Raw genomic sequence first — 26,191 nt, 5'->3', positions numbered from 1 at the left:
AAACCCTCACACCAGAATGACGGGATGATCGATGTGATCGGCACCGACGCCGGGGCACCCGCCTCGTTGCCCGCTCCACAGCAGACGCTGCTGCGGGCGGCCACCGTGATTGCAGCACCGCAGCGGTTGCAAGCTGCTCTGCAGGACTGGCTGGGGGACACCAAGCCCGAGCTGATCAGCAGCGATGACCCGCGGGCTCTGGTGGACAGCCTGCAATCAAGGGCGGCTGATGAAGCTGTGGTGGTGCTGGCCAGCGGCGATCCGCTCTGGTTCGGCCTGGGGCGCATCCTTTGCGACCGCATCGGGGCAGAGCGGCTGCGGTTTCATCCCGCCCCCACATCGCTGCAGCTGGCTTTCGCCCGCATCGGGCGCCCCTGGCAGGACGCCGACTGGGTGAGCCTGCACGGACGGGACCCCGAAATCCTGGCCAGCACCCTGCAGAAGCGACCGGCGGCCCTGGCGGTGCTGACGGACCCGAACCAGGGGGGCGCCGGCACCGTGCAGCAGATGTTGCGCAGCAGCGGGCTGGAGGCCAGCACAGACCTGTGGCTCTGCGAAAACCTCGGCCACCCCGATGAACGGGTGCAGCTGATCGCCCCAGGCACCGCACTACCAACAGATCTGCATCCGCTGCTGATTGCACTGCTGATCGCCCGCGAACCCGCCGCACCGGATCCGCATCAGCTGCCGTTGTTCGGGCTCGATGACGGGCTCTACCTGCAGCACAGCGATCACCCCGGATTGATGACCAAGCGGGAGGTGCGCATCCAACTGCTGGCCGAACTCGCCTTGCCGCCACAGGGCGTGCTCTGGGATCTGGGGGCCGGCACCGGCAGCGTTGGTCTCGAGGCGCTGCGCTTGCGCCCAGGGCTGCAACTGCTGGCGGTGGAACGCCGCGCCGGTGGCGCGCAACTGATTCAACGCAATGCACAACGGCTCGGCGTCAGCCCTGCGGCGGTGCTGGAGGCCGACGCCAACACGGTGCTGAACGGCGAGCTCCCGAGCCAGCTCAGCCAGCCCGACCGGGTTCTGCTCGGAGGCGGGGGCGCCCAACGGGAGCGCCTGCTGCAGGAGGTGCTGACGCGGCTGCGGTGTGGCGGTGTTGTGGTGATCCCCCTGGCGAGCATCGAGGCCTTGGCCAGCGTTCGGCCACTGCTCGAAAACGCTGGATTGGCCGTGCGCGTGCAGCAACTGCAGGCCTGGCGGGGACAACCGCTGGGGGATGGCACCCGCTTGGCTCCGATGAACCCCACCTTGATCGTTACGGGAACGAAGCCGGCTTAAGGCGGCTTCACGGGGAAGACTTGAGCGGGGTGATCCGAACCGGATCGCCGATGCCAATGCCAAGCCGCTGCGCCTCACCGGCACCGATCTCAATCACCGCATCAACGAAATCAGCCCGTCCATTGCCATCGGCATCGGCGGCGTAGGAGCGGCAGGGCAGGGCAGCACAGGTGGGAACGGCAGGCACCAGATCGAGCACCCGCCCATCGCGCACAAAGATTATGTCCAGAGGCGCAAGGGTGTTGAACATCCAGAAGCGCTGCGGCTGGGGGGTGGCAAAGGGAAACCACATCCCGCGCAAGGGCGGCAGAGCCGGCCTCTGCATCAAGCCCAGCCGCTGCTGCTCCGGACTGCGGGCCACCTCGAGATCAATGCAACGCTGCTGGGCCACGCACCAGCGGGCACCAATGGGTAGCCACTGCGGCGGTAGCTCAGGGGGCAGGGCATCCATGGCCGCTCAAGCCTCCGGCAACACCTGCCCGAGGCAATAGCCCCGGCCGCGCATGGTGTGCAGCAAACGACGCTCACCACCGGCCTCCAGCTTCTGGCGGAGATAGCGCACGTACACCTCCACAACATTGCTGCTGGAACGCTCCCCCTGCCACACCTCCTGAAGCAGCAGCTCGCGGCTCAACACATGGCCGCGCCGCCGCAAGAGCACCTGCAACAGCATGAATTCCCGGGCCGTCAACGCCACCACACGGTCTCCCCTCCGCACCGTTCGGGTGGTGGGATCGACAATGAGATCGTCCAGCTCAAGCAGCGCCGGTTGCTGCCCCGAGCGCTGTTGAATCGTGCGGTGCAGGCGCAGACGCAGCAACAGATCGCTGGGCCCGATCTCCGAGAGCCAGAAATCATCGGCACCGCTTCCCAGGCAGGCGGCGCGAGCCTCAACGCTGTCGCGTTCCAGATCCAACAGGATCGGCATGGCCCCGAAACGGCTGCGCAGGTCTTGAATCAATGCGGCCTGATCTGCCGCCAGCACAGCGGCCACTGGAGATTCACCCGGTTCAGGGGCATGGGCCGAGGGCCCGGCACTGAGCCAGTCGAGGGTGGCGTAGCCCGATGCAGCCAGACGGGGCGCCAGCGACACCGCCGAAGGGCCTGCCAACAGCAACAGGGGATCAGCGTTCATTCCCGCTCGGGCTTGGCGATGTGGGGCAGGCCCCAACCCAATTTGTTGCGCAGCACCTGGAAGAACTCATGGTCGGCGAGGCGCACAAAGCGCACCGGGTGATCGCTGCGGCGGATCAGCACCCGATCTTCCGGCCAGACGTAGCAACCGGCACTGCCGTCCACCACCATCATCAGCCGCTCCGGCGTGGCTGGAAAAATCGTGACGGGTTCACGGTCGCTGAACACCAGGGCGCGGGAGGCCAGGGAATGGGGCGCGATCGGGGTGAGTTGCAGCACCGGACAATCCGGCGTGATCACCGGCCCACCGGAGCTGAGGGCGTAGGCCGTCGAACCCGTCGGCGTGGAGAGGATCACACCATCAGCGGCAATATCCACCGGGGCGTGGCGGCCGATGGCGATCTCGAAGTGGCACATGCTCGTGAGCGGCTCACGGTGCAGGGCCATCTCGTTGAGAGAAAGCGCCTCCCAGCGGCGCTGATCACCCCGCATCACGCTCACCACGAGGTTGCTGCGTTCCTCGATCGTCCATTGCTGGGTGAGCACTACATCGAGGGCGCGATCCAGATCATCGAGATAGGCCTCGGCCAGAAATCCCAGGTGGCCGGTGTTGATCGTGAGAATTGGAATCCCCACTGGGGCGGTCTGCCGCGCGGCGGAAAGCACCGTGCCGTCACCCCCCAGCACGATGGCCAACACCATCGATTGATCGAAGCCCTTGGGCACACAGGCGCTGTAGCCGCGCAGGCGCAGGTGCTGATCGGGGTTGGCAAAGCCCACCATGCCCCCGGAACTGCTGGCCCGCTCCACGGCATGGCCGGCAGCCTCCAGGCGCTGCTGAATCGTGTCCGCCGTCTGCACCGCCAGCGGCTTGCCGTCATTGACGATCAGTCCGATCCGGGGCACTGATCCACGACGGGTAGAGGTCAGCCTCAGCCTATGGGACGCGCGAGAACAGAACGCCGCTCAGTAACGAAGGTTCCCGATCAGAACTGCTCGAGGAAGCGCAGATCGCTGGTGTACAGCCGGCGGATGTCGTCAATGCCATGGCGCACCATGCAGAAGCGCTCCACCCCAAGGCCCGCGGCAAAACCGCTGTAGCGCTCCGGATCGAGGCCCAGCCCTTCCAGCACGGCGGGATCCACCATGCCGCAGCCCATCACCTCCAGCCAGCGGCCGCGCCACTGCACATCCACCTCGGCGGAGGGCTCGGTGAAGGGGAAATAACTGGCCCGGAAACGCACCGGCAGGTCACCGAAGAAGGCCTTGAGGAAAGCCATCACCGTGCCGCGCAGGTGGCTGAAATCGAGCCCTTCATCAATGGCCAGCACCTCCACCTGGTGGAACACCGGCGAGTGGGTGGCATCAACGGCATCACGGCGATACACCCGTCCGGGAGCCACGATCCGCACCGGCGGCGGGTTCTCTTCGAGGTGACGGATCTGCACCGGGGAGGTGTGGGTCCGCATCAGCAGATCACCACCTAGATAAAAGGTGTCCTGCATGTCCCGGGCTGGATGGTCCTCGGGGATGTTCAGCGCAGTGAAGTTGTAGTGGTCCCGCTCCACCTCAGGCCCCTCGGCCACGCTGTAGCCGAGGCCCAGGAACAGATCGACGATCTCTTCAGTGGTGGTGATCAGGGGATGGCGATGCCCCATCGGCACCCCGGAAGCCGGGGCGGTGACATCGAGGCTCTCTCTGGCGATGCGCTCCGCCATGGCCGCCTGCTTCACGGCCTGGAGCCGTTCTCCCAACAGCGACTGCACCTGCGTTTTCAGCACGTTGGCGCGCTGACCCACCAGGGGACGCTCCTCACCGGGCAACTTGCCCATCGCCCCGAGCACACCGGAGATGCGGCCCTTCTTGCCCAGCAGCCCGACCCTCAGTTGCTCCAGCGCAGCGGCATCGGCCGCCTCGGCGATCTCCGCCGCGGCCTGCTGCTCGAGGGCATCGAGTTGATCGGTGAGCTGCTGCAGGGTGACCGGTGCGCTCACAGGGATGGAACAGACAGCTGCTGACTGTAAGCAGCCGTGCCGCTTAGGTTCACCTCAGTGCGTATGACCCCATGGCCCCACTGCGGATCCTGATCAGCAATGACGATGGGGTCTTCGCCGACGGCATCCGAACCCTGGCCGCCGCAGCGGCAGCCCGCGGCCATGAGGTAACGGTGGTCTGCCCGGATCAGGAACGGTCGGCCACAGGCCATGGCCTCACCCTGCAGACCCCCATCCGCGCCGAGCGGGCCGATGAACTGTTCGCCCCAGGGGTCACCGCCTGGGCCTGCAGTGGCACCCCCGCCGACTGCATGAAGCTGGCCTTGTTCGAACTGGTGAAGGAGAAGCCAGACCTGGTGCTCTCCGGCATCAATCACGGCCCCAACCTGGGAACAGATGTGTTCTGCTCCGGCACCGTTGCCGCAGCGATGGAAGGCACCCTTGAGGGCATTCGTTCCCTGGCGGTGAGCAGCGCCTGCTTCCAGTGGCGTCAGTTTCAGGCGGCCGCCGACCTTGCCCTTGAGGTGAGTGAACAGGCCATCGCCGACCAGTGGCCCGACAACCTGCTGCTCAACCTCAACATCCCCCCCTGTGCCCGGGAGGAGATGGGAGCACTGCGCTGGACCCGTCTCTCGATCCGGCGCTACGACGAGCAATTCAGCCGTCGGGAAGACCCCCGTGGCCGCGCCTACTACTGGCTGGCCGGAGAAGCCGTGCAGGATCTGGAATCAGCCGGAGAAGGCCCAAGGGATTGGCCCAGTGATGTGGCTCAGATCCACGCCAATTCCCCCTCACTCACACCGATCCAGCCCGACCTGTTCTGGCGGGGCCCCCTCAGCGGACTGCCGCAGCTCAAGCTCAAGGATCAACTGGTGCGGTAAACCCGCTGCAGCAACCAAAGGGAGAACAACACCCCGATTAGGTGGGCGAACAGCACCTGGGTGTTGCTGAGCACAGACAGCATTTCCAGGGAGGTGATCGCCAGGTTGTCGGCCATGCCGCGGCCGCCGATGGCAATTCCGGGAGTCTGCATTGAGGCCTGCACGAACAGGCTGCCAGCGAGGGCCTGATAGCCAATGGTGGCGAAGGTGAGACCCAGAAGATCCGCCAACAGCCCCCGTTTGATCAGCCGCGCCACCTCGCCCCGACTGGGACGGGCCGCGCTGTCGATGGCCCGACCGGCCCGAACGATCAGCCAGCCCTGCCAGAGGCTGAACAGCAGCACGAGGAAGGCCAGTGATGTGAGCGAAAGGCCAGGCCCCAGACCCACGGCACGTTCGGAATTGCGGGCCAGGCTGCCGCCGATGTTGTTGAACAGCAGAACGCCCACCACAACGATGCCAAGGACCACCTGGATCCAGAACCGGATCCATCCCATCCGACGCACGCCGAACGACAACTTCTGGAAATCGAGGCGGTCTGGCATGCCCTGGTGCTCGGTCGTTCAAACTTGCCACCAAAGCGCCCCTTCTGCACCTCTTTGATTCCGCTCTGCTCTCCAGAGGAAGCCCGTCGGCCCACTGCCCTGGCGCTGGGGAGTTTCGATGGCCTGCATGCCGGCCATCGCCGCGTGATCGCCGAGGCCATCCAGGACAGCCCGGACGATGCCGTTGCCTCGGTGGTGAGCTTCTGGCCGCATCCCCGTGAGGTGCTATTCGGGGAGGCACGCCTGAGGCTGGATCTACCCAGCGAAAAACTCGCTCTGCTGGAACCGCTTGGGATCCAGCAGCTCGTGCTGGTGCCCTTCACCCGCGAGTTGGCTCAGCTGAGTGCGGAGGACTTCGTCACCAGCGTGCTGCTGAACACACTTCAGGCCCGGCGCATTGCCGTGGGCACCAACTTCCGCTTCGGTCATCAGCGGCGCGGTGACGCCGAAATGCTGGAACGGCTGGCGGCTCGCAGCGGCGTTGAGGTGAAGGTGGTGCCGATCGTTGAAGACCAAGAGGGCCGGATGAGCAGCAGCCGCATCCGCGCGGCCCTCGACCAGGCCGACCTCACCACCGCCAAAGCCTTGCTGGGTCGGGCCTACCGCTTTCAGGGACGGGTGGTGCGGGGCCGAGGCCTGGGGCGTGAACTGGGCTGGCCCACCGCCAATCTCCAGGTGGATGGCCGTAAGGCCTTGCCAGGGCTTGGCGTCTACGCCGCCTGGGCCCAACTGGATGGGGATGGCGATCGGCTGCCAGCCGTGATGAACCTCGGGCCCCAACCCACGATCGATCCCACGTCCCCTTCAGCCGTGGAGGTGCACCTTCTGGATCAGAGCCTGGAACTGGAAGGCCGGCAGCTGGGCGTCGAGCCGGTGCAGCGCTTGCGCGGCCAGACCAAATTCAGCGGCCTCGAGGAGCTCAGCAGCCAGATCGGCCGCGACGCAGCCCAGGCCCGCGAAATTCTTCAGACCGGCTCTCAGGCCACGGTCGGATAGGCATTCACCAGCCCCCAGACGATGAACACGCCGATGCCGCCGAGAAGGACGATTCCCCAGACCAGAACGTGCATGGTGCTCTCAGAACCACCGTTCTCCATGACCGACGCCGAAACCGTTGCCCACAGGGTGCCATGAATCCAACCCCAAGCGAGACATCACTGGATCCACGGGTGGCACGCCTGATCGACGCCAACCTCGACCGTGCCCGGGAAGGCCTGAGGGTGGTTGAGGACTGGTGCCGCTTCGGGCTGGAGCAACAGGATCTGGTGGTGCGCCTCAAGGACTGGCGTCAACGCCTGGGTCGACTCCATCACGACAGCTACAAGCAGGCCCGCTCCACCAGCACCGACACCGGCGCCGGACTGGAGCATCCGGCCCAACTCGATCGCCACAGCCCCGACCACGTGGTGGCGGCCAACTGCGCCCGGGTGCAGGAGGCGTTGCGGGTGCTGGAGGAGTACGGCCGCTCCATCGATCCTGCGCTGGCCGCTGAAGCCGCAGCGATCCGCTATGAGCTTTACGACCTGGAGGTGACCTGCCTCAACGCCACCCTGGGAGCACGGCGACGCAACAAACTCAAGGACGCTCGCCTCTGCCTGATCACGACCCCCTGCGATGACCTGACCGATCGGGTGGAGGCCGCCCTGCGGAACGGCGTGGGGATGGTGCAGTACCGCTGCAAAGCGGGGAACGACCGCGAACGCCTGCGGGAAGCTCAGCAGCTCAGGCAGCTCTGCAACCGCTTCGGGGCGCTGTTGTTCATCAATGACCGTGTGGACCTGGCCCTGGCGGTGGATGCGGATGGGGTGCACCTGGGCCAGGACGACATGCCCAGCGAGGTGGCCCGCGATCTGTTGGGCGTTGATCGTCTGCTGGGCCGCAGCACCCACAGCATCGATCAGGTTCATCAGGCTCAGCAGGAGCCAATCGACTATCTCGGATTTGGCCCGATCCATTGCACGGCCGTCAAACCCGAGCGGAAGCCTGTGGGTGTGGAGCTCCTGGCGCAGGCCACTGCGATCAGCCAACGCCCCGTCTTCGCCATCGGTGGAATCACCTCGGCCAACCTGCCGGCACTGCTCACGGCAGGTGGCCAGCGCGCGGCCGTGATCGGCGCGATCATGCACGCAGATGACAGCGGTCTGGCCTCGCGGCAACTGCTCCAGCAGCTGGACCACGCCACGTTCTGAGCCATGCCTCTCACCCTGATGGTCAACGGTGAAGCCCGCGTGCTGGATCCAGCACCGGATCCCGCCAGCCTGGCGGCGGTTGTTGCCTTGCTGGCCAACAACCCCCAGCTGGTGGTGGCCGAGCACAATGGCGTGATAGCACCCCGCAGCCGCTGGGACAGCATCGTGGTGAAGGATGACGACACCCTTGAGATCGTCACCATCGTTGGTGGTGGTTCCTAGAGTCGTCGGATCAATGCTGTGGGCGCTGCTGTGGCCACTCCCCGACTGTTGACACGATCCCGACGACTGCTCGCATCGCTCTTGTTGCCGCTGGTGATTGTGGGGCTCTGCCTGTTCCAGGCACAGCCGGCTGATGCCGCCCGCGGTGGGCGCATGGGAGGGGGCAGTTTCCGCGCTCCTTCGATGCCGCGATCCGGTGGGAGTTACCGGGGTGGCAGCTACGGCGGTGGCTACCGCGGCGGCGGGATGGGCTTCCCCTTCCTCATCCCCATCTTCGGCTTCGGTGGGGGCGGGCTGTTTGGTCTGCTGATCCTGATGGCGGTCGCAGGCGTGTTGGTGAACGCCCTTCGTGGCGTTGGCAATGCCCCCTCGATCGGTGGTGCTGCTGCAGCGCCGGCCATGCCGCGCAACGTGAACATGATTCAGGTGCAGGTGGGCCTGCTGGCCAGTGCCAAATCCCTGCAGGACGATCTGCGCTCCTTGGCCGCCTCTTCAGACACCAGCAGTTCCTCAGGTCTGCAGAGACTGCTGCAGGAGACAACCCTGGCCCTGCTGCGCCAACCGGACCTCTGGGTTTACGCCAATGCCGAGAGCGGCAGTGTTCCCTTCAGTTCGGCTGAATCGACGTTCAATCGCCTCTCGATGAACGAGCGCAGCAAGCTGGACGCTGAGCTCACCAGCAACGTCGGCGGACAGCGGACCACGGACACGAGCAACAGCACTGGAGACGCTGATGCCACCAACGAATTCATCGTTGTGACCTTGCTGGTGGCCTCCACGGCATCGGCCAAGCTCGCCGGAGCCGACACCGGAGAAGATCTGCGCCAGACCCTGCGCATTCTTGGTTCCACAGCCTCCAGTGAACTCATGGCCCTCGAAGTGATCTGGCAACCGGAAGGTCGCGGAGATGTGCTGAGCGCCAATGACCTGGTGACGGCTTACCCCAACCTCCAACACCTCTGAGATGCCAGAGCCATTCGTGGCTCATCTACAGGTTTTCTGAGTATTTCTCCCCAGCAATCAGGCCTAGCTTGGCATGATCAGATTGCGCACCTCCAGCGTTGGCTCCCGACCCCCGCTCCATGCAATGGCAACAGGACGGTGAGCTGGCGCGGGCTGATCTGGATGCTCTTGTACATGCGCTTCAGCAGGTGGAGTGCGATCACAACAGTGCTGAGCTGCAGCGTCTCGGCCAGATCGATCCTTCCGCTGCGGCCTGAAGCCTCAGCTTGAAGCATCCGGGGCACAGCCCCTGAGCATCCGCAATGCAGCCATGGCTGCGCCGTAGCCGTTGTCGATATTCACAACCGTCAAGCCTGGAGCACAGCTGGCGAGCATGCCTTCCAAAGCGGTTCGTCCCCCTGCGCTGATTCCATAGCCAACCGAAACCGGGACGCCGATCACCGGTTGCGGCACCAGACCAGCCAGCACCGTTGGCAACGCACCCTCCATTCCCGCGCAGGCGATCAGGATCCGCGCCGTGGCCAGACGGGGCAGTTGATCCAGCAAGCGGTGCAATCCAGCCACCCCCACATCCATCACAGGATCCACGCCGATGCCGTGGCAACGCAGGGCCAAGCTGACCTCCGCCACCACCGTGCGATCACTGCTGCCTCCACTGAGCACCGCCACCGCAGCCGGTGACGCAGGCACAGGAGGCAGTGCACCCAGGGTGAGGCAGCGAGCATCGGTATGCAGTTCCACCGCCGGCAACGCCTCACACACCCGTGCCGCCTTTTCGGGATCCACCCGGGTCACCAGACCCAGTTCTCCTGCTGCGGCAAAGCTTTCAAGGATGGCGATGATCTGATCGGCTGTCTTGTGCTCCCCCCACACGGCCTCGACCATGCCCAAGCGCTGGCGGCGCCGCAGATCGAGGCGAGCATCCGGCGTGGTCACTGCGGCAACAGTTCCCCTTCAAACACCAGCGGAAACGGGTTGCCCTGGCGCTGTCCTGTTTGCTCGCGGGCCAAGGTCTCGAAGCGCTCCTGAACCGTCTCCACCTCGGCCATGGAGATCGATTTCCATGCCTTACGACTGCTCCAACGAATCAGCAACGTTCCCTCTTCGGTGGCCGGATCCCAGAACAGATCACGGCCCAGAAAACCCGGCTGTTGCTTCAGCCAGGGCTCCCAGCTGCCGCGTTCCGCCGCCATCCACTGCTCACGGCTCTCCCGGGGGACCTGCAGCCGCAGGTGCTCCACCACAGCCACCACGTCAACACGTATCGGGTCGGACTCTGCCCGCACCTCTGTCTCCGAAAGCCCGCCCAACAAGAGAACCAGCGCCAAACAAGGTGCGATGACCCTAAGCAACACAGACCGGAGGAGATGCACGGTTCAGCTCCGCTGCAGCAGGGCCACAGCCTGGCAACTGATGCCCTCTTCCCGTCCCTCCGGACCCAAGCCTTCATTGGTGGTGGCCTTCACACCGACGGCATCGGGGGCGATGCCGATCGCAGACGCCATCCGGCTGCTCATCTCGGTGATGTGCGGCTTGAGCTTGGGGCGCTCAGCGATCACCACCGCATCGATGTTCACCACCGACCAGCCGCGCTCCTTCACCAGCTTCACCACCTGATCCAGCAGCTTCAAGCTGTCGGCCCCTTTCCATTGGGGATCGGTGGGGGGGAAATACTTGCCGATGTCACCGAGGGCGAGGGCCCCGAGCAGCGCATCCATCACCGCATGCACAAGCACATCGGCATCGCTGTGGCCATCCAGGCCAAGACCATCGGGATGGTCCAGGGTCACACCCCCGAGGATGAGGGCCCGTCCGGGCACCAGCCGATGGATGTCGTATCCGTTGCCGATGCGCAGCTCCATGCCGGGATCTGAAGGGGCATTCATTGTCGCGGTCTGCCAGCGGGCAAACAGATCGGGCCGCCGCTCGCGGGTGCGCTGCTCCCGCTGCTCCTGGCGCCACCGGGCGATGGCACCATGGTCGCCACTGCGCAGCACATCCGGAACGGTCATGCCGCGGAAGTCGGCAGGGCGGGTGTAATGCGGGTGTTCCAGGAGGAGTGCACTGTGGCTTTCCTCCACCAGGGAATCGGCGGTCCCCACCGTGCCGGGCAGCAGGCGCACCACACCATTGATCACCGTCATCGCCGGCAGCTCACCACCGGTGAGGACGAAATCACCCACCGACACCTCCTCATCGGCCAGGCCGCGAATCCGCTCGTCGAAGCCCTCGTAGTGACCGCAGAGGAAAACCAGTTGATCGTGGTCACTGGACCAACGCTGCAGATCCGCCTGCTGCAGGGGACGCCCCTGCGGTGACATCAACAGCACCCGGCTGCGGGGACTGCGGGGAATCGCCTCCATCGCGGCGAACACCGGCTCGGGCTTGAGCACCATGCCGGCACCGCCCCCGTAGGGCTCGTCGTCCACCTTGCGATGGCGATCCGTGGCGAAGTCCCTGGGGTTGTGCAGATGCAACTCGGCAATGCCCGCGTTGAAGGCACGACCGATCACCCCCAGCTCCTGCAGAGGAGCAAACGCCTGCGGCGCCAGGCTCACCACATCAAGGCGGTAGGGGGCCATGCCGCCTCAGGCCGCGGGTTTGGACACCCTGCGGATGTCCGTGCAGAAACTGCCCTGCACCGGTGTTCCCTGGGCATCCACCGCCGTGGTGCTGCGCAGGCGCAGGTTGGCCCGCGTGAACCAGATCCGCTCCTGAACCTGCACGCCGTCAGCCCGGCTGAGGTTCAACTCCATGCTGCCGTCAGGCCAGAACCTCCAGTTGCCTGGGGAATCACCATCGAGGATCAGCTGTCCATCAGCGGAGAAGGTAAGGGTGCTGCTGGTTCCACCAGGGGCCTGCACCTGCAGTTGGCCGAGAGCTCCCTGCTCGCTCACGCAGCGAACGGTGAGTTCACCCCGTTCACTGCTGTGCCACTCGTCATCACCACCGGCAGCCAGCTCAAAGCAACTGCGAAGGCTCATCCACTCCCCGTCGCAGAGGCTCAGAAAGGAGCCAGGGTCTTCCGGGGGAAAGGCTTGTTCACTCATGCGCCCATCCTCTCAGCCGTGGGGCAGGCACTTCTTGTTATTGATCCCCTGTGTAACCCAGCTCAGCCAAGCGGGCTGGTTTGCTGCGCCAATCAGGCACCACCTTGACGAACAGCTCTAGATACACCGGGCCATCAATCAGCACCTGCATCTGCAGCCGCGCCCCCTGGCCGATCGTCTTGAGCATCGCCCCGCCTTTGCCGATCAGGATCCCCTTCTGACTCTTCCGTTCCACCAGAACCGTTGCCAGGACGGCCGTTCGACCCGAACCCTTGCCCTTGGCCGGCAACTCCTCAACGCGATCAATGGTGACGGCAACGCTGTGGGGCACCTCCTCCCGCGTGTGCAGAAGCACCTGCTCGCGAATGAGTTCCCCCAGCAGCACCCGCTCCGGTTGATCACTCACCATCTCAGGCGGATACAGCTGTGGCCCCAAGGGCAACTGAGCCGCCATCGCTGCTGTGAGCTCTGCGCAGCCTTCGCCTGACAGGGCGCTGCAGCGGTGCACCGGCCAATTCGTCTCCTGCAGCAGGGCGGCATAGGCCTCTTCCGCTTCAGAGCGGTGCTCCTCCGCCAGCTTGTCCCACTTGTTCAGGGCCACCAGCACCGGCAGGGACTGCTGCTGCAGCAGATTCACGATGAAGGCATCACCGCGCCCCGGGCGCTCGCAGCCCTCCAACAGCAACACCACCAGGTCCACTTCACCGATGGCGCTGCGGGCACTCTTCACCAGCCGTTCCCCCAGCAAGTGGTGGGGTTTGTGGATGCCAGGCGTGTCCACCAGAACCATCTGGGCCACCTCCGTGGTGAGGATGGCCCGCAGGCGGTTGCGGGTGGTCTGGGCCACGGGCGATGTGATGGCCACCTTCTCCCCCACCAGCTGATTCACCAGCGTGGATTTGCCCACGTTCGGGCGACCGATCAGTGCGATGAAGCCAGAGCGGTAATTCTCTGGCAGGGGAGTTGCATGCATGCTCTAAGTCTGCGCCGCCATTGGATCGACCCGTCGAATCGGCCCGTTGAATCGACCCATAGCCTTAGGGCAGGAATTGAACAGGTCCATGGCGGATCAGCAACCCACCTTCCAGCAGGCCATGGAAATCACAGCGGCCTGGCTGCAGCAGTGGGACAACGAGGAGATCAGCGATGAGGTGCTGGCCGACCGCATCGGTGAAATGGTGGCCAGCCGCGATGGTGCCCGGGGATTTTTCGTGGTGAGCCTGGTGGGCGAGAGCGTGCTGATGGATCGTTTGCCCGATGCCGTCGTGGGGCAACTGCGGGGCGCCGGGGCTGGCGTTGTGGATCTGAGCGTCCGCAATCTGGCCATGAGCACCGCCATGGCCGTGCATCACCGGCGGTCGGGAGATGAGGCCCAGCAGGCCGGCTCGGAGCGGGTCAGCAGCCGTTGCATTGAACTGCTCAGACTGCTGGAACCAGCAGAGGTGAAGGAGCGCCTGGAGCAACTGCTGGCCGCAGCCCTCGACAACCGCGGTGAGGACGTCGCCTTCCTGGAGAAATGGGGGTACGACACCGAGCAGAAACAAGCCATCGGAGACAGCGTCTATGCCGTGGCTGAGGGCTAAGCCATAAAAAATCCCCGGACAGGCCGGGGCTAGGGGTGATTCGATTGCGTTGGCTTCGTCAGTCGCGACGACCGCCACCGTTGAGCACGATGATCAGGCGCAGGATGAAGATGAACAGGTTGATGTAGGTGAGGTACATGCTCAGGGCACCTGCCAGGTATTGGTCATCCCGGTAGGAGCGGGGCATCGTGTAGAAGTCGACGAAGGCGGCGCCCACGAAGAGAACGGTGCCGAATCCGGCGATCATCAGCTCGAAGCTGGTGCCATGGAACATGGCAGGGGCAAAGATGCCGCCGATGAACTGGACGACCATCGCCAGGATCAAGCCGATCAATCCAAGACCCACCACTCCGGAGAGCGCCTGGCCAACGGAATCGCTCATGCGACGGCCAACGATCGAGGCAATCACGAAGGTGATTCCGGTGGCCAGTGCGGCGGTGCCGACTGCACCCACACCCGCAACGGCTCCCGCCAAAGCCACGAGACCACTCAGGGTGAAACCGGTGATCAGGCTGTAGACCGACAGCAGCGGCAAGGCTGTGGCGTTGTTGCCCTTCAAAGCGACGTTCTGCGCCACGAAGAACAGCACCAGGTTGCCGATCACAGCCACCCAGAACAGGGGCATGAACAGCGGTGTGGCCATCATCGAAAGACCACCAATCACCCCGATTGAGGTGAGCACCATGCCGCCGCCGACGTAGGGCAGCGCTTTATTGACGACGTTGGGGCCGACGAGGGCGCTCGATTGCGCCTCGCGGATCGCCTCCTGGAAATTGCTGCTTGCTGGCATGTCGACCAGGTCACCAAAGACTCATCACATCCTGCCAGCGGTGACAAGGGATTGGGGTGTGGATCTCCCTATCGACGCTGAACTTTGGGCGTTTTGCGTTCGTCCCGGCGGGCATAGGCCTCCACCACCCGCTGCACGAGGGGATGGCGCACCACATCCGCAGCGGTGAGGCGGCAGACCGAAACCCCTTCAACGCCCTCCAACACCTCGGACGCCTCCACCAAACCGCTCTGCACGGTGGACGGAAGATCCACCTGGGTGATGTCTCCGGTCACCACCATTCGCGAACGCTCCCCCAGGCGGGTGAGCACCATGCGCATCTGAGCCGGCGTGGTGTTCTGAGCCTCATCCAGGATCACAAAGGCATCGCTCAGGGTGCGGCCTCGCATGTAAGCCAGGGGAGCGACCTCGATCACGCCCTTCTCCAACAGCACAGTGGTTTTCTCCGCTCCGAGCAGGGAGTGCAAAGCGTCGTAGAGCGGACGCAGATAGGGGTCCACCTTCTGCTGCAGGTCGCCCGGCAGGAAGCCCAGGCGCTCCCCGGCTTCAACAGCCGGCCGGGTGAGAATCAGGCGCTCCACCTTGCGTTCGGTGAGCATCCGAACCGCGAGAACGGTGGCGAGAAAGGTTTTGCCGGTGCCGGCAGGACCGAGGGCAAAGGTGAGGTCGTGGCGCTCCATGGCGTCCACGTATTTTTTCTGGCGCAGGGTGCGCGGGCGGAGCAGGTTGCCCTTCTGGCTTTTCGCCAACACCTGCTCGCCCATGGCGGCATGGTCATCGCCGCGGCCGGTGTTGAGTGCTCCCAGCGCCGACTGGAGGTCCACCGGTGACACCGACTGGCCGTCCTGCCAGATCGGGCGCACCAATTCCACAACCGCAGCAGCCCTCTCAATCTGCGTTGGCCGCCCGGTGATCACCAGTTGAAGACCCCGCAACACCATGGAGGCTCCGGTCAGAGCTTCCAGGCGATGCAGGGTTGTTTCGGCTTCACCGGCGAGGGCCAGTGCAGCATCGGGATCAGGCAGGTCGAGAACGAAACGGCCGCGTTCGCCGTCGTCAGACACCGGAATGATCAGCCCTCGGTGGATTCGGATTCTGCGGAATCAGAAGCTTCAGCTTCTGCAGCCTTCTCCTCAGCAGCTGCTGCAGCCTTGGCCTCAGCAGCCTCCTTGGCGGCTTGCTTGGCATCAGCTTCACGCTTGGCCGCTTGCTTGGCCTTGCCCACGGTCTCTGCAGGACGCACGGTCTTTTCCAGAAGACCGCCGCGCTCGAGCAGCGTGCGAACCACATCGGTGGGTTGGGCACCCTGACCCAGACGCTCACGGATGGCCTCGGTATCGAGGCGCGTTTCCTTCGTCCGCGGGTTGTAGAAGCCCAGCTCCTGCAGGGGACGACCGTCCCGACGTGAGGTGCTGTTGCAGGCCACGAGGCGGAAGCTCGCTTCCCGCTTCTTGCCAAACCGCTTCAGGCGGAGCTTGATCATCGTGGCCCTGGAATGAAGGAAAAGAGGTGGTCCGGCGACGCCCAAAGGCCCGCCAAACAACCACCATACCGTTCCGCCCTCATAGATCCCCGAAGCCCTTCTTCTTCTTGGCGGGTCGCTGCCGCTTCGGTGGTCCACCGCGACCGGGACGACCTCCACCTCCGGGCATGCCACCCATTCCAGGCATTCCTGGCATTCCGCCCATCCCAGGCATGCCTCCCATGCCGGGCATGTTGCCCTGGCTCATCTGCTGCATGAAGCCGCGCATTTTCTGGAAGTCGGCCAGCACCTTGTCCACATCTGCGGCCTGATGGCCGCTGCCGCTGGCAATCCGGCGACGCCTTGAGGGTTGACTCGCCAGGAGGTCGGGATTTTCCCGCTCCTGCTGGGTCATCGAGCCGATCATGGCCTCGATGCGCTTGAGCTGCTGCTCCCCCTGCTTGAGCATGCCGTCATCGATCTTGTTCATGCCCGGGATCATTTTCATCAGACCCCCCAGCGAGCCCATGCGCTTGATCAAGCGCATCTGCTTCACGAAGTCCGAGAAATCAAACGTCGCCTCCTGCAGCTTCTTCTGCATCTTTTCGACGTCGGCGAGTTCGACCTCCTTCTGGGCCTTCTCCACCAGCGTCAGCACATCACCCATGCCGAGGATGCGGCTGGCCATCCGTTCGGGATGGAACGGCTGCAGGGCCTCCACCTTCTCTCCGGTGCCGATGAACTTGATCGGCTGACCGCTCACCTTGCGGATCGAAAGGGCGGCACCACCGCGGGAATCACCATCAAGCTTGGTGAGCACCGCTCCGGTGATGCCCACCTGGTCGTGGAAGGCGCGGGTGAGTTCGGCCGCTTCCTGACCGATCATCGAATCCACAACCAGCAGCACCTCATCGGGCTGCACAGCGGTGCGGATCCGCACCATCTCCTCCATCATCTCGGTGTCGATCTGGAGGCGACCGGCGGTGTCGACCAGGAGCGTGTCGAAGCCTTCCTCTTTCGCCTTGGCCAGACCAGCAGCTGCAATGTCTTCCGGTTTGGCCTCAGCACCGAGGCTGAACACCTCCACATCGATCTGAGCACCGAGCGTTTTCAACTGCTCGATGGCGGCTGGTCGGTAAACGTCGGCGCCGACCATCAGGGCTCGTCGACCCTGATCCTTGAGGTGGAGGCCCAACTTGGCCGTTGCGGTGGTTTTACCGGCACCCTGAAGACCGGCCATCAACACGACGGTGGGAGCTTCAGCCGCCTTGGCCAGAGGAGCGTTATCACCCCCCATGACCTCCACGAGCTGTTCATGGACCACCTGGATGAACTTCTGATCCGGGCTGACCCCGCGCACCACCTCCGCACCAACGGCTTTGTCGCGGACCTCAGCCACGAACTCCTTCACCACCGGCAGGCTGACGTCAGCTTCCAGCAAGGCCCGACGGACGTCCTTCAGGGCTCCATCGACGTTGGTTTCGCTGATGCTGTCTTGGCCACGCAGCCCCTTGACCGCATCCTCAAAACGGGCTGAAAGCTCGTCGAACATCGGCGTTACGCCCCTGGATCAATGTGGTGATCGTAAAAAGCGACGGTCAAGCAACCCGGTCAAGCAACTCAGGAGCCCGGGATGTAGTCGTGCAAACGCCATTGGGTTCCATCTCTGCCGAGCACGTAGGTCACGCTGAAATCAGTCGGTGCCGTCTCATCAATGACGGTTCCATCAGCAGCCTGAAGGCGATCGCTGTAGGCCACCTGGGCCAGCAGTTCAATCCTCTGAGGCTTGCGGTCGACCACCTCGATGCTGGTGATGGAGGCATCAATCGACTTGGATCGCCCTGCAGCCTGATCAGCTTCCCGCTCAAGCTCCACGCGCTTCACCAGGGGCTCCCTCGCCACGACGGAAAGATCAGCCGGCTCACCGGAGAGCATCAACGCCTTGGCATCAAGCCATCCCTGGAGCAAAGCCTGAAGCTCAGCTTGGGTGGGGGCCTCACTGAGCAGTGGTTCTGTGGGCGCTGAAGGCTCAAGGTCGGGCTTCAGGCTGGCGATGGGCGCGTCATCCACCAGCGCGTCATTCACCGGAGACGAAGCAACATCGAGCTCCTGCGTCTCGTCAACCTCGTCGCCTGCCTGCTGCTCAGCGGAGAGTGAAGCGGTTTCCGGCAACACCGGCGCAGGATCCCAGCTGCGTCGAACCAGGCCGAAACCCGCAACGGTGATCCCAACCAGGGCCACAGCGGCAGCAGCGGGGCGGAACCAACTTTGCTGGCAGAAACGTTGCTGCCAGAAAAGTTGTTGCCAGAACGGCGTGGCATCCGCGTCTTCGGAGTCAACGCCCTGGTCTGATTCAGCTGCGCCGCTCGAGGCCGCAAGGGATGCATCGCCTGCCGTTGCCCAGGCCAAGCTGATCTCTTCAGCACCGATCTGGCGCGACGCCTTGCGATCGAGACGATCGACAAAACCCTGCACGTCACGATCAGCGAACCAGGCATCCAGATCAGCACCGGAGGCATCGACGTCGCGATATCCCGGCAACACATCGCGTTCAAGCCAAGCCCGGCAGTACTCGCATTGCGCGGCCAACCGATCACCGGGGTGGTTCAAAAACCAGGCCTGAAGATCCGGATCTCTCAGAACGGCGAAATGCCGATCCGCATCCTTGACGTTGCCCAACAGCAGATCCAGGCAGCCAAGCAGCGGCATGGGATCGAGGTCGGCATTGGCAAGCGTCTGCAGCCGGTCGCGGGCCTGCTCGAGGAATTCAGGCTTGCGCCGCGAGAACCCCGCTGCGGTTAGCGCCAGAACCGTGAGGAAACCGGCATCGGCTGCGCCCCCCTCAAACCAGCGGCTGAACAGATCGATCTGCTCCTGAACGGTCAGGAAGCGGCGGATCTGATGGAAGAACGATTCGAAATCCTCCTGGCTGAGGCTGCCGGGCTGATCACCATCAGCATCGGCGGCCTCCAAACCACCACGGGCCACAACCAGCTCATCCAACAGCGTCAACCCCCGTTGATGGGAGTCCTGATCGCCGAGATCACGGCTGAGCAGATCCAGAATCCTGAAGGGAGTCAGCCCCTGCAAGGCGTCTTCCAGCTGGCGTTGCTGGTCGGGCAGCTTGCCCATCCGCTGTTGCAGCTCAATGCCGTCGATCAAAAGTTGGGCCGCCGACTCATAGCGCCGTTGGTCATGTTCCTCCAAAGCAGCATCGCGGCAGGCCAGGGCGGCCAGGAGCGTCAGGTCCGCTTCACGGCCACTGCCGAGGGCGGGAGCCTGAGGGGGCTGGAGACCCTGCCGCGCCAACTGAAAGGCCTCGAGAGCGCCATTGGCCTCCCAGAGCAGCATCAGGCCCGCCACCTCACTGCTGGTGGGAAGGTCCAGGCCCACCGTTCCGTTGGGATGGGATTCACTGAGGCGCAACAGGGCTGCTTCGTACTCGGCCCTGTCGGCGGGATCGGTCAGCAGATCGGCGGAGCGGCGCAGCAGATCGGCCCTTAGGAGCAGAACCTCGTGGGTGAAGCCCTGATCCGGAGGACTGTCACAGCGGGTTTCCAAGCGGCGCAGAATCGCCTCTGGCGCTGCCGATGGACTGACGCCCAGAAGTCGGAAATGATCGATGGGCAGATCCAACAGCGCCGCTGCGAGGAGACGCGGATCTTAGTCAGTGTCAGGGGTTTTGCCCATCGCTCGTCGGTTGGCCCTTAAAGTTGATTGCAATCCTTAGGTGGACATGGGTCAGGACCTCGCTGTCGATTCCGCTCCGATTGGCACTGCGACTGCTGGTCCCCATGCCGAACGGCTCTCCAAATTGGTGACGGCACAACGGGCCAGCGTGGACCGGGAGACCGGTCTGGAGCTGTACCGGGACATGACCCTGGGCCGGCGCTTCGAGGACAAATGCGCCGAGATGTACTACCGGGGCAAGATGTTTGGCTTCGTGCACCTCTACAACGGTCAGGAAGCGGTGAGCACCGGTGTGATCGGTGCGATGAAGCGTCAGCACGACTGGTTCTGCAGCACCTACCGCGACCACGTGCATGCCTTGAGTGCCGGCGTGCCGGCCCGCGAAGTGATGAGCGAACTCTTCGGCAAGGAGACCGGTTGCAGCAAGGGTCGTGGCGGCTCAATGCACCTGTTCTCCAAGGAGCATCACCTTCTTGGCGGCTTTGCCTTCATCGCTGAGGGCATTCCCGTGGCACTCGGCTCTGCCTTCACCAGCCGCTACAAGCGCGACGCCCTCGGTGATGCCTCCAGCAACGCCGTGACAGCAGCGTTCTTCGGCGATGGAACCTGCAACAACGGTCAGTTCTTCGAGTGCATGAACATGGCGCAGCTGTGGAAGCTGCCGATCATTTTCGTGGTCGAAAACAACAAATGGGCCATTGGCATGGCCCACGACCGGGCCACCAGTGACCCGGAGATCTGGCGCAAGGCCAGCTCCTTCGGCATGGCCGGAGAAGAAGTGGATGGCATGGACGTTCTGGCGGTGCGGGCAGCGGCCCAACGCGCCGTGGAACGGGCCAGGGCGGGTGAAGGTCCGACCTTGCTGGAGTGCCTCACCTATCGCTTCCGCGGTCATTCCCTGGCCGACCCGGACGAACTGCGGGCGGAGGAAGAAAAGCAGTTCTGGGCCAAGCGTGATCCCCTCAAAGCCCTCGAGCGGGACCTGACCCAAGCGGGTCTGGTGAACAGCGAAGAGCTGCGCGCCATCGAAAAGGAGATCGACGGCATCGTTCAGGACTGCGTTGACTTCGCCCTCTCGGCACCCGAGCCAGATCCCGCAGAACTCACGCGCTACATCTGGGCGGAAGACTGATTCAACCGAACGGGATCCGTTGAAACCAACGTCTCGCGAGGCGGCTCAAATGCCGCTCGGGAGACGGCGGGTCAGGTTGCGCAGCTTGCGCAGCGCCTTGAGTTCAACCTGACGCACCCGCTCGCGAGACACCTCCATCAGGCGTCCGATTTCAGCCAGGGTGTGACGCTCGTTGCCCTCAAGCCCGAAGCGCATGCGCAGCACGTGCTGCTCCTGTTCGCTGAGGTGACTCAACCAGCGGCCCAGCTGCTCGTGATGAATCCGCTGTTCCACGATCTCGAGCGGTTCATCGAGGGATGAGTCGGCGATCAGATCCCCAAGGAAGCTGCGCCCCTCCTCACCGTTGACGGGCGCATCCAGGCTGCTGGTGGTGAGCGCCTGACGCAGCAGCGAATCCAGCTCATCCAAGGGGATGTCCATGGCTTCGGCAATCTCCACACGGCTGGGCATGGCGCCGAGCTTGTGGGCCAGATCAAGACTCACCTTGCGGATCGTGGTGAGCCGCTCACTGAGATGAACAGGGAGCCGGATCGTGCGCGACTGGCAGGCAATGGCGCGGGTCATGCTCTGGCGGATCCACCAGAAGGCATAGGTGGAGAACTTGTACCCCCGGGTGGGATCGAACTTCTCGACAGCACGCTCCAGGCCGAGGGAGCCCTCCTGAATCAGGTCGAGCAATTCCAGACCTTTGCCTTGATATTTCTTGGCAACGCTGACCACAAGACGAAGATTGGCCTTCATCATCCGCTCTTTGGCGCGGCGACCGATTCTCAGGAGACGGCGCTGTGCCGTGGTGAGTTCTCCATCCTCGAACTCACGGGAACCGTCTTCGGTGAGGGCCATCATGGCCTGCACCTGATTGCCCAACTCAATTTCTTCAGCTGGGGTGAGGAGTGGAATTCTGCCGATGGTGGCGAGATACCAACTGACGGGGTCGCTGCTGCGCCGGCGTTGCGTCTCCAGCGGCTTGGAAGCTGTGGACACCTTGGGTGCTGCGGAAGTGAGTTGACTTTCCTACGAACAGAAAGAATGTCGAAGTGTTTTCAGCAACCCTTCAGATTCAGAACAGCAAACCGCAACATTTCAGATTTACGAAAGATTCAAAAACCAAGAGAAGCTCTTTTAGGACCTGCCAGCCGAAGCAATCAAAACGAATCATTTGTTCAGACTTCGTTGAACATCGTTGTTTGCTTTTTCTGACACCGCGCTGTATTGATTTTCAAACAATCCGCAATCGCAGAAGCTTCACTGGAGCGAGCACGAACGGCCGCCAAACCGTGCAAAGCCGCAGCGGCAGTGAAGCTTTCCAGCCCAGGCTGCTGCTGTGCCGCAACCGCCTGAGCGCCCCAACCGGTGGCAAAACCGGCCAGCACGTCACCCAGGCCGGTGCGGGCCACCCGTGGGGTCGTGCCGGTCAGCACCACGGCTGCACCCGATGGATCCGCCAGCACCGAATGCGCCCCCTTCAGCAAAATGCAGCAACCGCTGCAGCGGGCTGCGGACATCGCCCTTTCCAGCGCGTCACCTGCTCCACAGTCTGGAAACAACCGTGCAAACTCGGCCGCATGGGGCGTGAGCCAGGTGGGCCCCCGCCGCTTCAACAACCAACGCCACCCCTCCGGACTGGCCGCCAGACCGTTGATGCCATCGGCATCGAGCACCAGCAAACCAGCGACGCTGAGCATCTGCTCCGACCACTGGCTCCACCAATGGCTGGACTCCCCAAGACCGGGACCGACCAAAACCGCATCCAGCCGCTCTGGAATCACCGCGTCCTCCAGTTGCATCACCTCCGGCAACACCTGCCACAAGCCGGATTGCAGACGGGGCGGCACAACGGCCTGAACACATCCGCAGCCACTGGCCATGGCCCCCCGCAGCGCCAGATGTGCTGCGCCGGGATAACGATCACTGCCCGCCACCACCAGGCAGCGGCCGCGTTCGTACTTCATCGCCGTGGGCGGCAGCGGCGGTAACGGGGCCGAGCAGGCCTCTGTCACCGGCAGGCGGCGCGGCAAGACCGCAGCGGCGTTGCTCATCACCGAAGGCGGCAAGCCCAGATCGATCCGCACCAGCGCACCCACCCAGGGACGGGCCGGGTCCAGACACAACCCGCGCTTGATCCAGCCAACGCTGAGGGTGACCGAGGCACAGGCTGCCTGCTCGCCCAGCACGGTTCCTTGGTCGGAACAAAGGCCTGACGGCAGATCCAGACTGATCAACGACCCAGGCTGCAGCTGCTGCCGACGCCGGAACAAATCCGCCAAGAACTCAGGCAGCGGCCGACTCTGGCCGAGACCGAACACCGCATCAAGCCAAAGTGCGGCTCCGCCTGGTTCGGGCTCGTCAGCCAGGCGGTGCAGACCAAGCCACTCGCCATGGCGCAGATGTTCAGCGGTGAGGGGCTTGCGAATCGGCAGGGGACACCACAAGGACACCTCAACGCCAGCCAGTTGCAACTCCCGAGCCACCACCAAACCATCGCCACCGTTGTGACCGGGCCCCACGAGGACAACCACGCCATGGCGCAGCAGATCCCGGCGCGCCAGCAGCCAAGCCGCCATGGCCAGCCCCACCTTCTCCATCAAGGCCGCAACAGGCATGCCGCTGTCGAACAACCTCTGTTCGCAGGCGGCCATGGACGCGGCATCCAGAAGCAGATGATCAGAATCAGCGGGAGGCCACACCAGTTGCGGTTGCCGGGACCTCACTATGGAGAGAACTCCCTGCGCCGCCCATGGCCGTTGGATCCACCACAACCCGCGCTGGAGAGGCTGCTCTTGAGCGCCTGCGGCAATGGCCCGGGGAGCACCGCGTGGCCGTTGGTCTCTCTGGAGGCGTCGACAGTTCCCTGACGGCGGCACTGCTGGTGGAAGCGGGCTGGCAGGTGGAAGGCCTGACCCTCTGGCTGATGAGCGGGAAAGGGGCCTGTTGCGCCGAGGGGCTTGTGGATGCAGCCGGCATCTGTGAGCAGCTCGGCATTCCCCATCACGTGGTGGACACACGGGAGACGTTCCAGCAGGAGATCGTGCAACGGCTGGTGGATGGTTATCGCGATGGGATCACGCCATTGCCCTGCTCCCAGTGCAATCGATCGGTGAAATTCGGACCGATGCTTGATTGGGCCCTGCAGGAACGCAAGCTGCCCCGCATCGCCACCGGCCACTACGCCCGGATCCGCCATGGCGGCGATCAAGGGCGCCATCAGCTGTTGCGGGGCCTCGATACCCGCAAGGACCAGAGCTATTTCCTGTACGACCTGCCCCAGGAGGTTCTGGGGCGCATCGTTTTTCCCTTGGGGGAACTGACCAAACCCGACACAAGGCTCGAAGCCGCCCGCCACGGTCTGCGCACCGCAGAAAAACCGGAAAGCCAGGATCTTTGCCTGGCCGACCACCACGGATCGATGCGGGCGTTCCTGGATGCCTATCTTCCCCCGCGGCAGGGGGAAATCGTGCTTTCGGACGGGACTGTTGTGGGCGAGCACGACGGCATCGAACACTTCACCATCGGCCAACGCAAAGGGCTCGGTGTGGCCTGGCGCGAACCGCTTCACGTCATCCGCCTTGACGCTGCGATGAATCGAGTGGTCGTCGCACCCCGGGCTGAAGCCGGCCGAGACAGCTGCGTGGTGGGTGCGGTGAACTGGGTGTCGATTGACCCGATCGATGCGCCGCGAACCGTTGAGGTGCAAGTGCGCTACCGCAGTGCGCCGGTGCGTGCGGAGCTTTCACCCCTCCCAGCCACCGAGGCCGATCAGCAGCGGCAGCGGCCCCACCGCTGCCACCTCAGGTTTGAGGAGGAGCAGTTCTCGATCACGCCAGGCCAGGCGGCGGTCTTCTACGACGGCGACACCGTTCTGGGTGGGGGGCTGATCCAACGGGAATAGGGCGTGACGCGCTGGCGCACCTGAACGAGGGCCTCAGCGACGCCTGGAGCCTCAGGTGCAAGCAACCAAAGCACCGACCCGTTGGCCGAAATCAGCGCCGTGGGGCCCGTGTTGCCGACGCTGAGCAGATCCCGTCCTGTCTCGATCGCCCGTAACTGCGCCAGGGCAAGAAACTGCTTCTGCAGCTGCAGCGGGTAGGGGTCGAGATTGGCAATGGCCAGAAGCCAGGTGGCGCCATCGGCAGCGGCACGGGCAAGAGCCACACCATCGGCGATCTCGTAGCAGATCGCGACGGCCGCAGGAGGTTCAACAACCGCCATCGTTCTCGGGGCCGGACCGGGGGTCAACCCACCAACCGCAGACAGTCCTGCCGTCAGCCCGGCGGGCAGGGGCGGAATCCATTCCCCGATCGGCACCAGACGGTGCTTGTCAGCCAAGGGAACAGGAAAGCGGGCCGGCGGCTCGTACAGCAACAGAGAACTGCGTTGCTGACCCCGCACCCAACGAAATCCGCCACTGATCAGAGGAATGGCTGGAGCCTCAACCGGCAGCTGAAAACGCGCCGGCAGCGCTCCTTCCGGAGCCACCACAGCAGCCGGACTGGTGGGCTCCAGCTGACGCATCGCCTCCACCAGAGCTTGGGGAAGCGCCTGTTGACGCTCCAGATCGAACTTTTCTCGCGTGGGAACAGCGGGTTGCCAAACCCCCAGAGCAACGGAACCGACCGGCGGCGGCGGCGCCAACAACAGCCAGCTGCCCAAACCATGGGCCAGAAGCACACTGGCCAATCCGAGCAAGCCCCAGCGACGCCAGGCTGCGGGTTGCTCGAACAGCGCCAGCAGGCAGCAGCCCCAGCACAACTGCAGCCAGGTCAGCCCTCCGGAACCGAACCAGCGGGCCAATCCCGCCAGGGGGCGGTCCCAGGGAAGGGTTGTGCCGCCAACGCCGATCCAGAACAACGGCGACCCCGACAGCACCAGTTCAGCCAGGGCCCAGATCCCGGCCAGCAGCATCAGCCGCACTGGACGCGGCCAACGGCGAGGCAGACGCCGCGACAGAACAGACCATCCGGCCAGGAGCAGAGCGGCAAGGCTCCCGCAGGCCAACCAGAGGGCCAGTGCCACAGGCAGGCTGAGCCAGGCGGGAACGCCCATCCAGGTGAGTGGATGCAGGGCCAGCAACCAGCGGTGGCTGATCAAAACGGCCAGCAGTCCCCAGGCCGCCGACCAGCGGGGACGCTCAACCACGGACCAGAGCAGCGCCAGGGCAGGGACCATCAGCAGGGGGCCGCCGAGGGATGGAGCCACGCCAGCCAGGACGCCGCCCAACAGGGCCCGCGATCCGGCCTGCAGTTGGTGATTGCCCATGGTCAGCAGTCCCGGC

The 26,191-nt window shown here is 64.3% G+C and carries 28 protein-coding genes; 10 read left to right on the top strand and 18 right to left on the bottom strand.

From position 1 onward, the window contains the following. The first annotated feature begins 24 nt into the window (after positions 1-24). Positions 25-1,284 carry a precorrin-6y C5,15-methyltransferase (decarboxylating) subunit CbiE gene (gene cbiE, locus DXY04_RS06445; RefSeq protein WP_115161453.1) on the top strand — a complete coding sequence of 420 codons (1,260 nt, stop codon included), beginning with the start codon at positions 25-27 and terminating at the stop codon, positions 1,282-1,284. A 7-nt stretch (positions 1,285-1,291) separates the two neighbouring features. Here the strand turns inward: cbiE and DXY04_RS06440 are convergent, their stop codons facing one another. The 4 genes from DXY04_RS06440 to pheS form a co-directional block, all read right to left on the bottom strand. Then, positions 1,292-1,735, bottom strand: coding sequence for a DUF192 domain-containing protein (locus DXY04_RS06440; RefSeq protein WP_115161452.1), 444 nt, complete (start codon positions 1,733-1,735; stop codon positions 1,292-1,294). A gap of 6 nt (positions 1,736-1,741) precedes the next feature. Next, on the bottom strand, positions 1,742-2,419 hold the full coding sequence (locus DXY04_RS06435) for a response regulator transcription factor (RefSeq protein WP_115161451.1): 678 nt from the start codon (positions 2,417-2,419) through the stop codon (positions 1,742-1,744). Beyond that, entirely contained in the window at positions 2,416-3,324 is a 909-nt protein-coding gene (locus DXY04_RS06430; protein ID WP_006851915.1) for an NAD(+) kinase, read from the bottom strand. The genes DXY04_RS06435 and DXY04_RS06430 overlap by 4 nt, the downstream gene beginning before the upstream one ends. 80 nt (positions 3,325-3,404) lie before the next feature. Then, positions 3,405-4,412 (bottom strand): phenylalanine--tRNA ligase subunit alpha, encoded by a 1,008-nt coding sequence (pheS, locus tag DXY04_RS06425; protein ID WP_115081995.1) that lies wholly within the window; start codon positions 4,410-4,412, stop codon positions 3,405-3,407. Positions 4,413-4,483: 71 nt separating this feature from the next. Here pheS and surE point away from each other — a divergent pair, with 71 nt between their 5' ends. Continuing rightward, a complete protein-coding gene (surE, locus tag DXY04_RS06420; protein ID WP_115081994.1) occupies positions 4,484-5,293 on the top strand; it encodes a 5'/3'-nucleotidase SurE in 810 nt (269 codons plus the stop codon). On the opposite strand, the gene DXY04_RS06415 is transcribed toward surE, so the two are convergent. Next, the gene (locus tag DXY04_RS06415) at positions 5,278-5,838 is read right to left on the bottom strand and encodes a DUF3611 family protein (RefSeq protein ID WP_115161450.1); all 561 of its coding nucleotides are present in this window, start codon (positions 5,836-5,838) and stop codon (positions 5,278-5,280) included. The two genes, surE and DXY04_RS06415, sit on opposite strands and share 16 nt — an antisense overlap. A 54-nt stretch (positions 5,839-5,892) precedes the next feature. Between DXY04_RS06415 and DXY04_RS06410 the strand changes: the two genes are divergently transcribed. From DXY04_RS06410 to DXY04_RS12090, 5 genes are all read left to right on the top strand, one after another. Next, positions 5,893-6,834: a bifunctional riboflavin kinase/FAD synthetase gene (locus tag DXY04_RS06410; protein ID WP_115161449.1), complete on the top strand. Its 942-nt coding sequence runs from the start codon at positions 5,893-5,895 to the stop codon at positions 6,832-6,834. A 134-nt stretch (positions 6,835-6,968) separates the two neighbouring features. After that, positions 6,969-8,027, top strand: coding sequence for a thiamine phosphate synthase (locus tag DXY04_RS06405; protein WP_115161448.1), 1,059 nt, complete (start codon positions 6,969-6,971; stop codon positions 8,025-8,027). A 3-nt stretch (positions 8,028-8,030) separates the two neighbouring features. Beyond that, entirely contained in the window at positions 8,031-8,249 is a 219-nt protein-coding gene (thiS, locus tag DXY04_RS06400) for a sulfur carrier protein ThiS (protein ID WP_115161447.1), read from the top strand. Positions 8,250-8,267: 18 nt separating this feature from the next. Further along, positions 8,268-9,212 (top strand): DUF1517 domain-containing protein, encoded by a 945-nt coding sequence (locus tag DXY04_RS06395; protein WP_115161446.1) that lies wholly within the window; start codon positions 8,268-8,270, stop codon positions 9,210-9,212. Between the two features lie 98 nt (positions 9,213-9,310). Then, a complete protein-coding gene (locus tag DXY04_RS12090; protein WP_170951347.1) occupies positions 9,311-9,469 on the top strand; it encodes a hypothetical protein in 159 nt (52 codons plus the stop codon). A 4-nt stretch (positions 9,470-9,473) separates the two neighbouring features. Here the strand turns inward: DXY04_RS12090 and larB are convergent, their stop codons facing one another. The 5 genes from larB to era form a co-directional block, all read right to left on the bottom strand. Next, the gene (gene larB, locus DXY04_RS06390) at positions 9,474-10,148 is read right to left on the bottom strand and encodes a nickel pincer cofactor biosynthesis protein LarB (RefSeq protein WP_115161445.1); all 675 of its coding nucleotides are present in this window, start codon (positions 10,146-10,148) and stop codon (positions 9,474-9,476) included. Continuing rightward, positions 10,145-10,498 (bottom strand): TIGR03792 family protein, encoded by a 354-nt coding sequence (locus DXY04_RS06385; RefSeq protein ID WP_371634524.1) that lies wholly within the window; start codon positions 10,496-10,498, stop codon positions 10,145-10,147. Before DXY04_RS06385 ends, larB begins: the two co-directional genes overlap by 4 nt. Positions 10,499-10,588: 90 nt before the next feature. Continuing rightward, positions 10,589-11,794, bottom strand: a complete 1,206-nt coding sequence (trmD, locus tag DXY04_RS06380; RefSeq protein ID WP_115161443.1) for a tRNA (guanosine(37)-N1)-methyltransferase TrmD — start codon at positions 11,792-11,794, stop codon at positions 10,589-10,591. Positions 11,795-11,800: 6 nt separating this feature from the next. After that, positions 11,801-12,262 carry a phycobiliprotein lyase gene (locus tag DXY04_RS06375; protein WP_115161442.1) on the bottom strand — a complete coding sequence of 154 codons (462 nt, stop codon included), beginning with the start codon at positions 12,260-12,262 and terminating at the stop codon, positions 11,801-11,803. A 37-nt stretch (positions 12,263-12,299) separates the two neighbouring features. Beyond that, positions 12,300-13,235, bottom strand: a complete 936-nt coding sequence (gene era / locus DXY04_RS06370) for a GTPase Era (protein ID WP_115161441.1) — start codon at positions 13,233-13,235, stop codon at positions 12,300-12,302. A gap of 88 nt (positions 13,236-13,323) precedes the next feature. Between era and DXY04_RS06365 the strand changes: the two genes are divergently transcribed. Continuing rightward, positions 13,324-13,845: a hypothetical protein gene (locus tag DXY04_RS06365; RefSeq protein ID WP_115161440.1), complete on the top strand. Its 522-nt coding sequence runs from the start codon at positions 13,324-13,326 to the stop codon at positions 13,843-13,845. A 58-nt stretch (positions 13,846-13,903) separates the two neighbouring features. Here DXY04_RS06365 and DXY04_RS06360 read toward each other — a convergent pair whose 3' ends face one another. From DXY04_RS06360 to DXY04_RS06340, 5 genes are all read right to left on the bottom strand, one after another. Beyond that, a complete protein-coding gene (locus tag DXY04_RS06360; protein WP_114988417.1) occupies positions 13,904-14,635 on the bottom strand; it encodes a Bax inhibitor-1 family protein in 732 nt (243 codons plus the stop codon). A gap of 68 nt (positions 14,636-14,703) precedes the next feature. Then, positions 14,704-15,699 carry a PhoH family protein gene (locus tag DXY04_RS06355; protein WP_115161439.1) on the bottom strand — a complete coding sequence of 332 codons (996 nt, stop codon included), beginning with the start codon at positions 15,697-15,699 and terminating at the stop codon, positions 14,704-14,706. A gap of 8 nt (positions 15,700-15,707) precedes the next feature. Beyond that, on the bottom strand, positions 15,708-16,118 hold the full coding sequence (gene rpsP, locus DXY04_RS06350; RefSeq protein ID WP_115161438.1) for a 30S ribosomal protein S16: 411 nt from the start codon (positions 16,116-16,118) through the stop codon (positions 15,708-15,710). A gap of 79 nt (positions 16,119-16,197) precedes the next feature. After that, positions 16,198-17,649: a signal recognition particle protein gene (gene ffh / locus DXY04_RS06345; protein ID WP_115161437.1), complete on the bottom strand. Its 1,452-nt coding sequence runs from the start codon at positions 17,647-17,649 to the stop codon at positions 16,198-16,200. Positions 17,650-17,717: 68 nt separating this feature from the next. After that, entirely contained in the window at positions 17,718-19,733 is a 2,016-nt protein-coding gene (locus DXY04_RS06340; protein ID WP_115161436.1) for an ARC6/PARC6 family protein, read from the bottom strand. 100 nt (positions 19,734-19,833) lie between these two features. On the opposite strand from DXY04_RS06340, the gene pdhA reads away from it, so the two are divergent. Further along, positions 19,834-20,919 carry a pyruvate dehydrogenase (acetyl-transferring) E1 component subunit alpha gene (gene pdhA / locus DXY04_RS06335; protein ID WP_114988422.1) on the top strand — a complete coding sequence of 362 codons (1,086 nt, stop codon included), beginning with the start codon at positions 19,834-19,836 and terminating at the stop codon, positions 20,917-20,919. Positions 20,920-20,964: 45 nt separating this feature from the next. On the opposite strand, the gene DXY04_RS06330 is transcribed toward pdhA, so the two are convergent. Both DXY04_RS06330 and DXY04_RS06325 read right to left on the bottom strand, forming a co-directional pair. Next, positions 20,965-21,903: an RpoD/SigA family RNA polymerase sigma factor gene (locus tag DXY04_RS06330; protein WP_114988423.1), complete on the bottom strand. Its 939-nt coding sequence runs from the start codon at positions 21,901-21,903 to the stop codon at positions 20,965-20,967. Positions 21,904-22,082: 179 nt separating this feature from the next. Beyond that, positions 22,083-23,606, bottom strand: coding sequence for an NAD(P)H-hydrate dehydratase (locus tag DXY04_RS06325; protein WP_115161435.1), 1,524 nt, complete (start codon positions 23,604-23,606; stop codon positions 22,083-22,085). 50 nt (positions 23,607-23,656) lie between these two features. On the opposite strand from DXY04_RS06325, the gene mnmA reads away from it, so the two are divergent. Further along, on the top strand, positions 23,657-24,808 hold the full coding sequence (mnmA, locus tag DXY04_RS06320) for a tRNA 2-thiouridine(34) synthase MnmA (RefSeq protein ID WP_115161434.1): 1,152 nt from the start codon (positions 23,657-23,659) through the stop codon (positions 24,806-24,808). Here mnmA and DXY04_RS06315 read toward each other — a convergent pair. Continuing rightward, positions 24,760-26,175 (bottom strand): apolipoprotein N-acyltransferase, encoded by a 1,416-nt coding sequence (locus tag DXY04_RS06315; RefSeq protein WP_115161433.1) that lies wholly within the window; start codon positions 26,173-26,175, stop codon positions 24,760-24,762. The genes mnmA and DXY04_RS06315 overlap by 49 nt on opposite strands. Between the last annotated feature and the right edge of the window lie 16 nt (positions 26,176-26,191).

The sequence above is a fragment of the Synechococcus sp. UW86 genome, assembly GCF_900474085.1.
Classification (GTDB): domain Bacteria; phylum Cyanobacteriota; class Cyanobacteriia; order PCC-6307; family Cyanobiaceae; genus Parasynechococcus.
The sequence above is the reverse complement of the archived record's forward strand: the minus strand, read 5'-3'. Positions and strand labels throughout refer to the sequence as shown.

Bases quoted from the DNA above. Each gene is read 5' to 3' on its own strand.
- cbiE (WP_115161453.1), top strand. From the start codon at position 25: ATGATCGATGTGATCGGCACCGACGCCGGGGCACCCGCCTCGTTGCCC.
- DXY04_RS06440 (WP_115161452.1), bottom strand. From the start codon at position 1,735: ATGGATGCCCTGCCCCCTGAGCTACCGCCGCAGTGGCTACCCATTGGT.
- DXY04_RS06435 (WP_115161451.1), bottom strand. From the start codon at position 2,419: ATGAACGCTGATCCCCTGTTGCTGTTGGCAGGCCCTTCGGCGGTGTCG.
- surE (WP_115081994.1), top strand. From the start codon at position 4,484: ATGGCCCCACTGCGGATCCTGATCAGCAATGACGATGGGGTCTTCGCC.
- DXY04_RS06415 (WP_115161450.1), bottom strand. From the start codon at position 5,838: ATGCCAGACCGCCTCGATTTCCAGAAGTTGTCGTTCGGCGTGCGTCGG.
- DXY04_RS06405 (WP_115161448.1), top strand. From the start codon at position 6,969: ATGAATCCAACCCCAAGCGAGACATCACTGGATCCACGGGTGGCACGC.
- thiS (WP_115161447.1), top strand. From the start codon at position 8,031: ATGCCTCTCACCCTGATGGTCAACGGTGAAGCCCGCGTGCTGGATCCA.
- trmD (WP_115161443.1), bottom strand. From the start codon at position 11,794: ATGGCCCCCTACCGCCTTGATGTGGTGAGCCTGGCGCCGCAGGCGTTT.
- DXY04_RS06375 (WP_115161442.1), bottom strand. From the start codon at position 12,262: ATGAGTGAACAAGCCTTTCCCCCGGAAGACCCTGGCTCCTTTCTGAGC.
- era (WP_115161441.1), bottom strand. From the start codon at position 13,235: ATGCATGCAACTCCCCTGCCAGAGAATTACCGCTCTGGCTTCATCGCA.
- DXY04_RS06365 (WP_115161440.1), top strand. From the start codon at position 13,324: ATGGCGGATCAGCAACCCACCTTCCAGCAGGCCATGGAAATCACAGCG.
- DXY04_RS06360 (WP_114988417.1), bottom strand. From the start codon at position 14,635: ATGCCAGCAAGCAGCAATTTCCAGGAGGCGATCCGCGAGGCGCAATCG.
- rpsP (WP_115161438.1), bottom strand. From the start codon at position 16,118: ATGATCAAGCTCCGCCTGAAGCGGTTTGGCAAGAAGCGGGAAGCGAGC.
- ffh (WP_115161437.1), bottom strand. From the start codon at position 17,649: ATGTTCGACGAGCTTTCAGCCCGTTTTGAGGATGCGGTCAAGGGGCTG.
- pdhA (WP_114988422.1), top strand. From the start codon at position 19,834: ATGGGTCAGGACCTCGCTGTCGATTCCGCTCCGATTGGCACTGCGACT.
- mnmA (WP_115161434.1), top strand. From the start codon at position 23,657: ATGGCCGTTGGATCCACCACAACCCGCGCTGGAGAGGCTGCTCTTGAG.
- DXY04_RS06315 (WP_115161433.1), bottom strand. From the start codon at position 26,175: ATGGGCAATCACCAACTGCAGGCCGGATCGCGGGCCCTGTTGGGCGGC.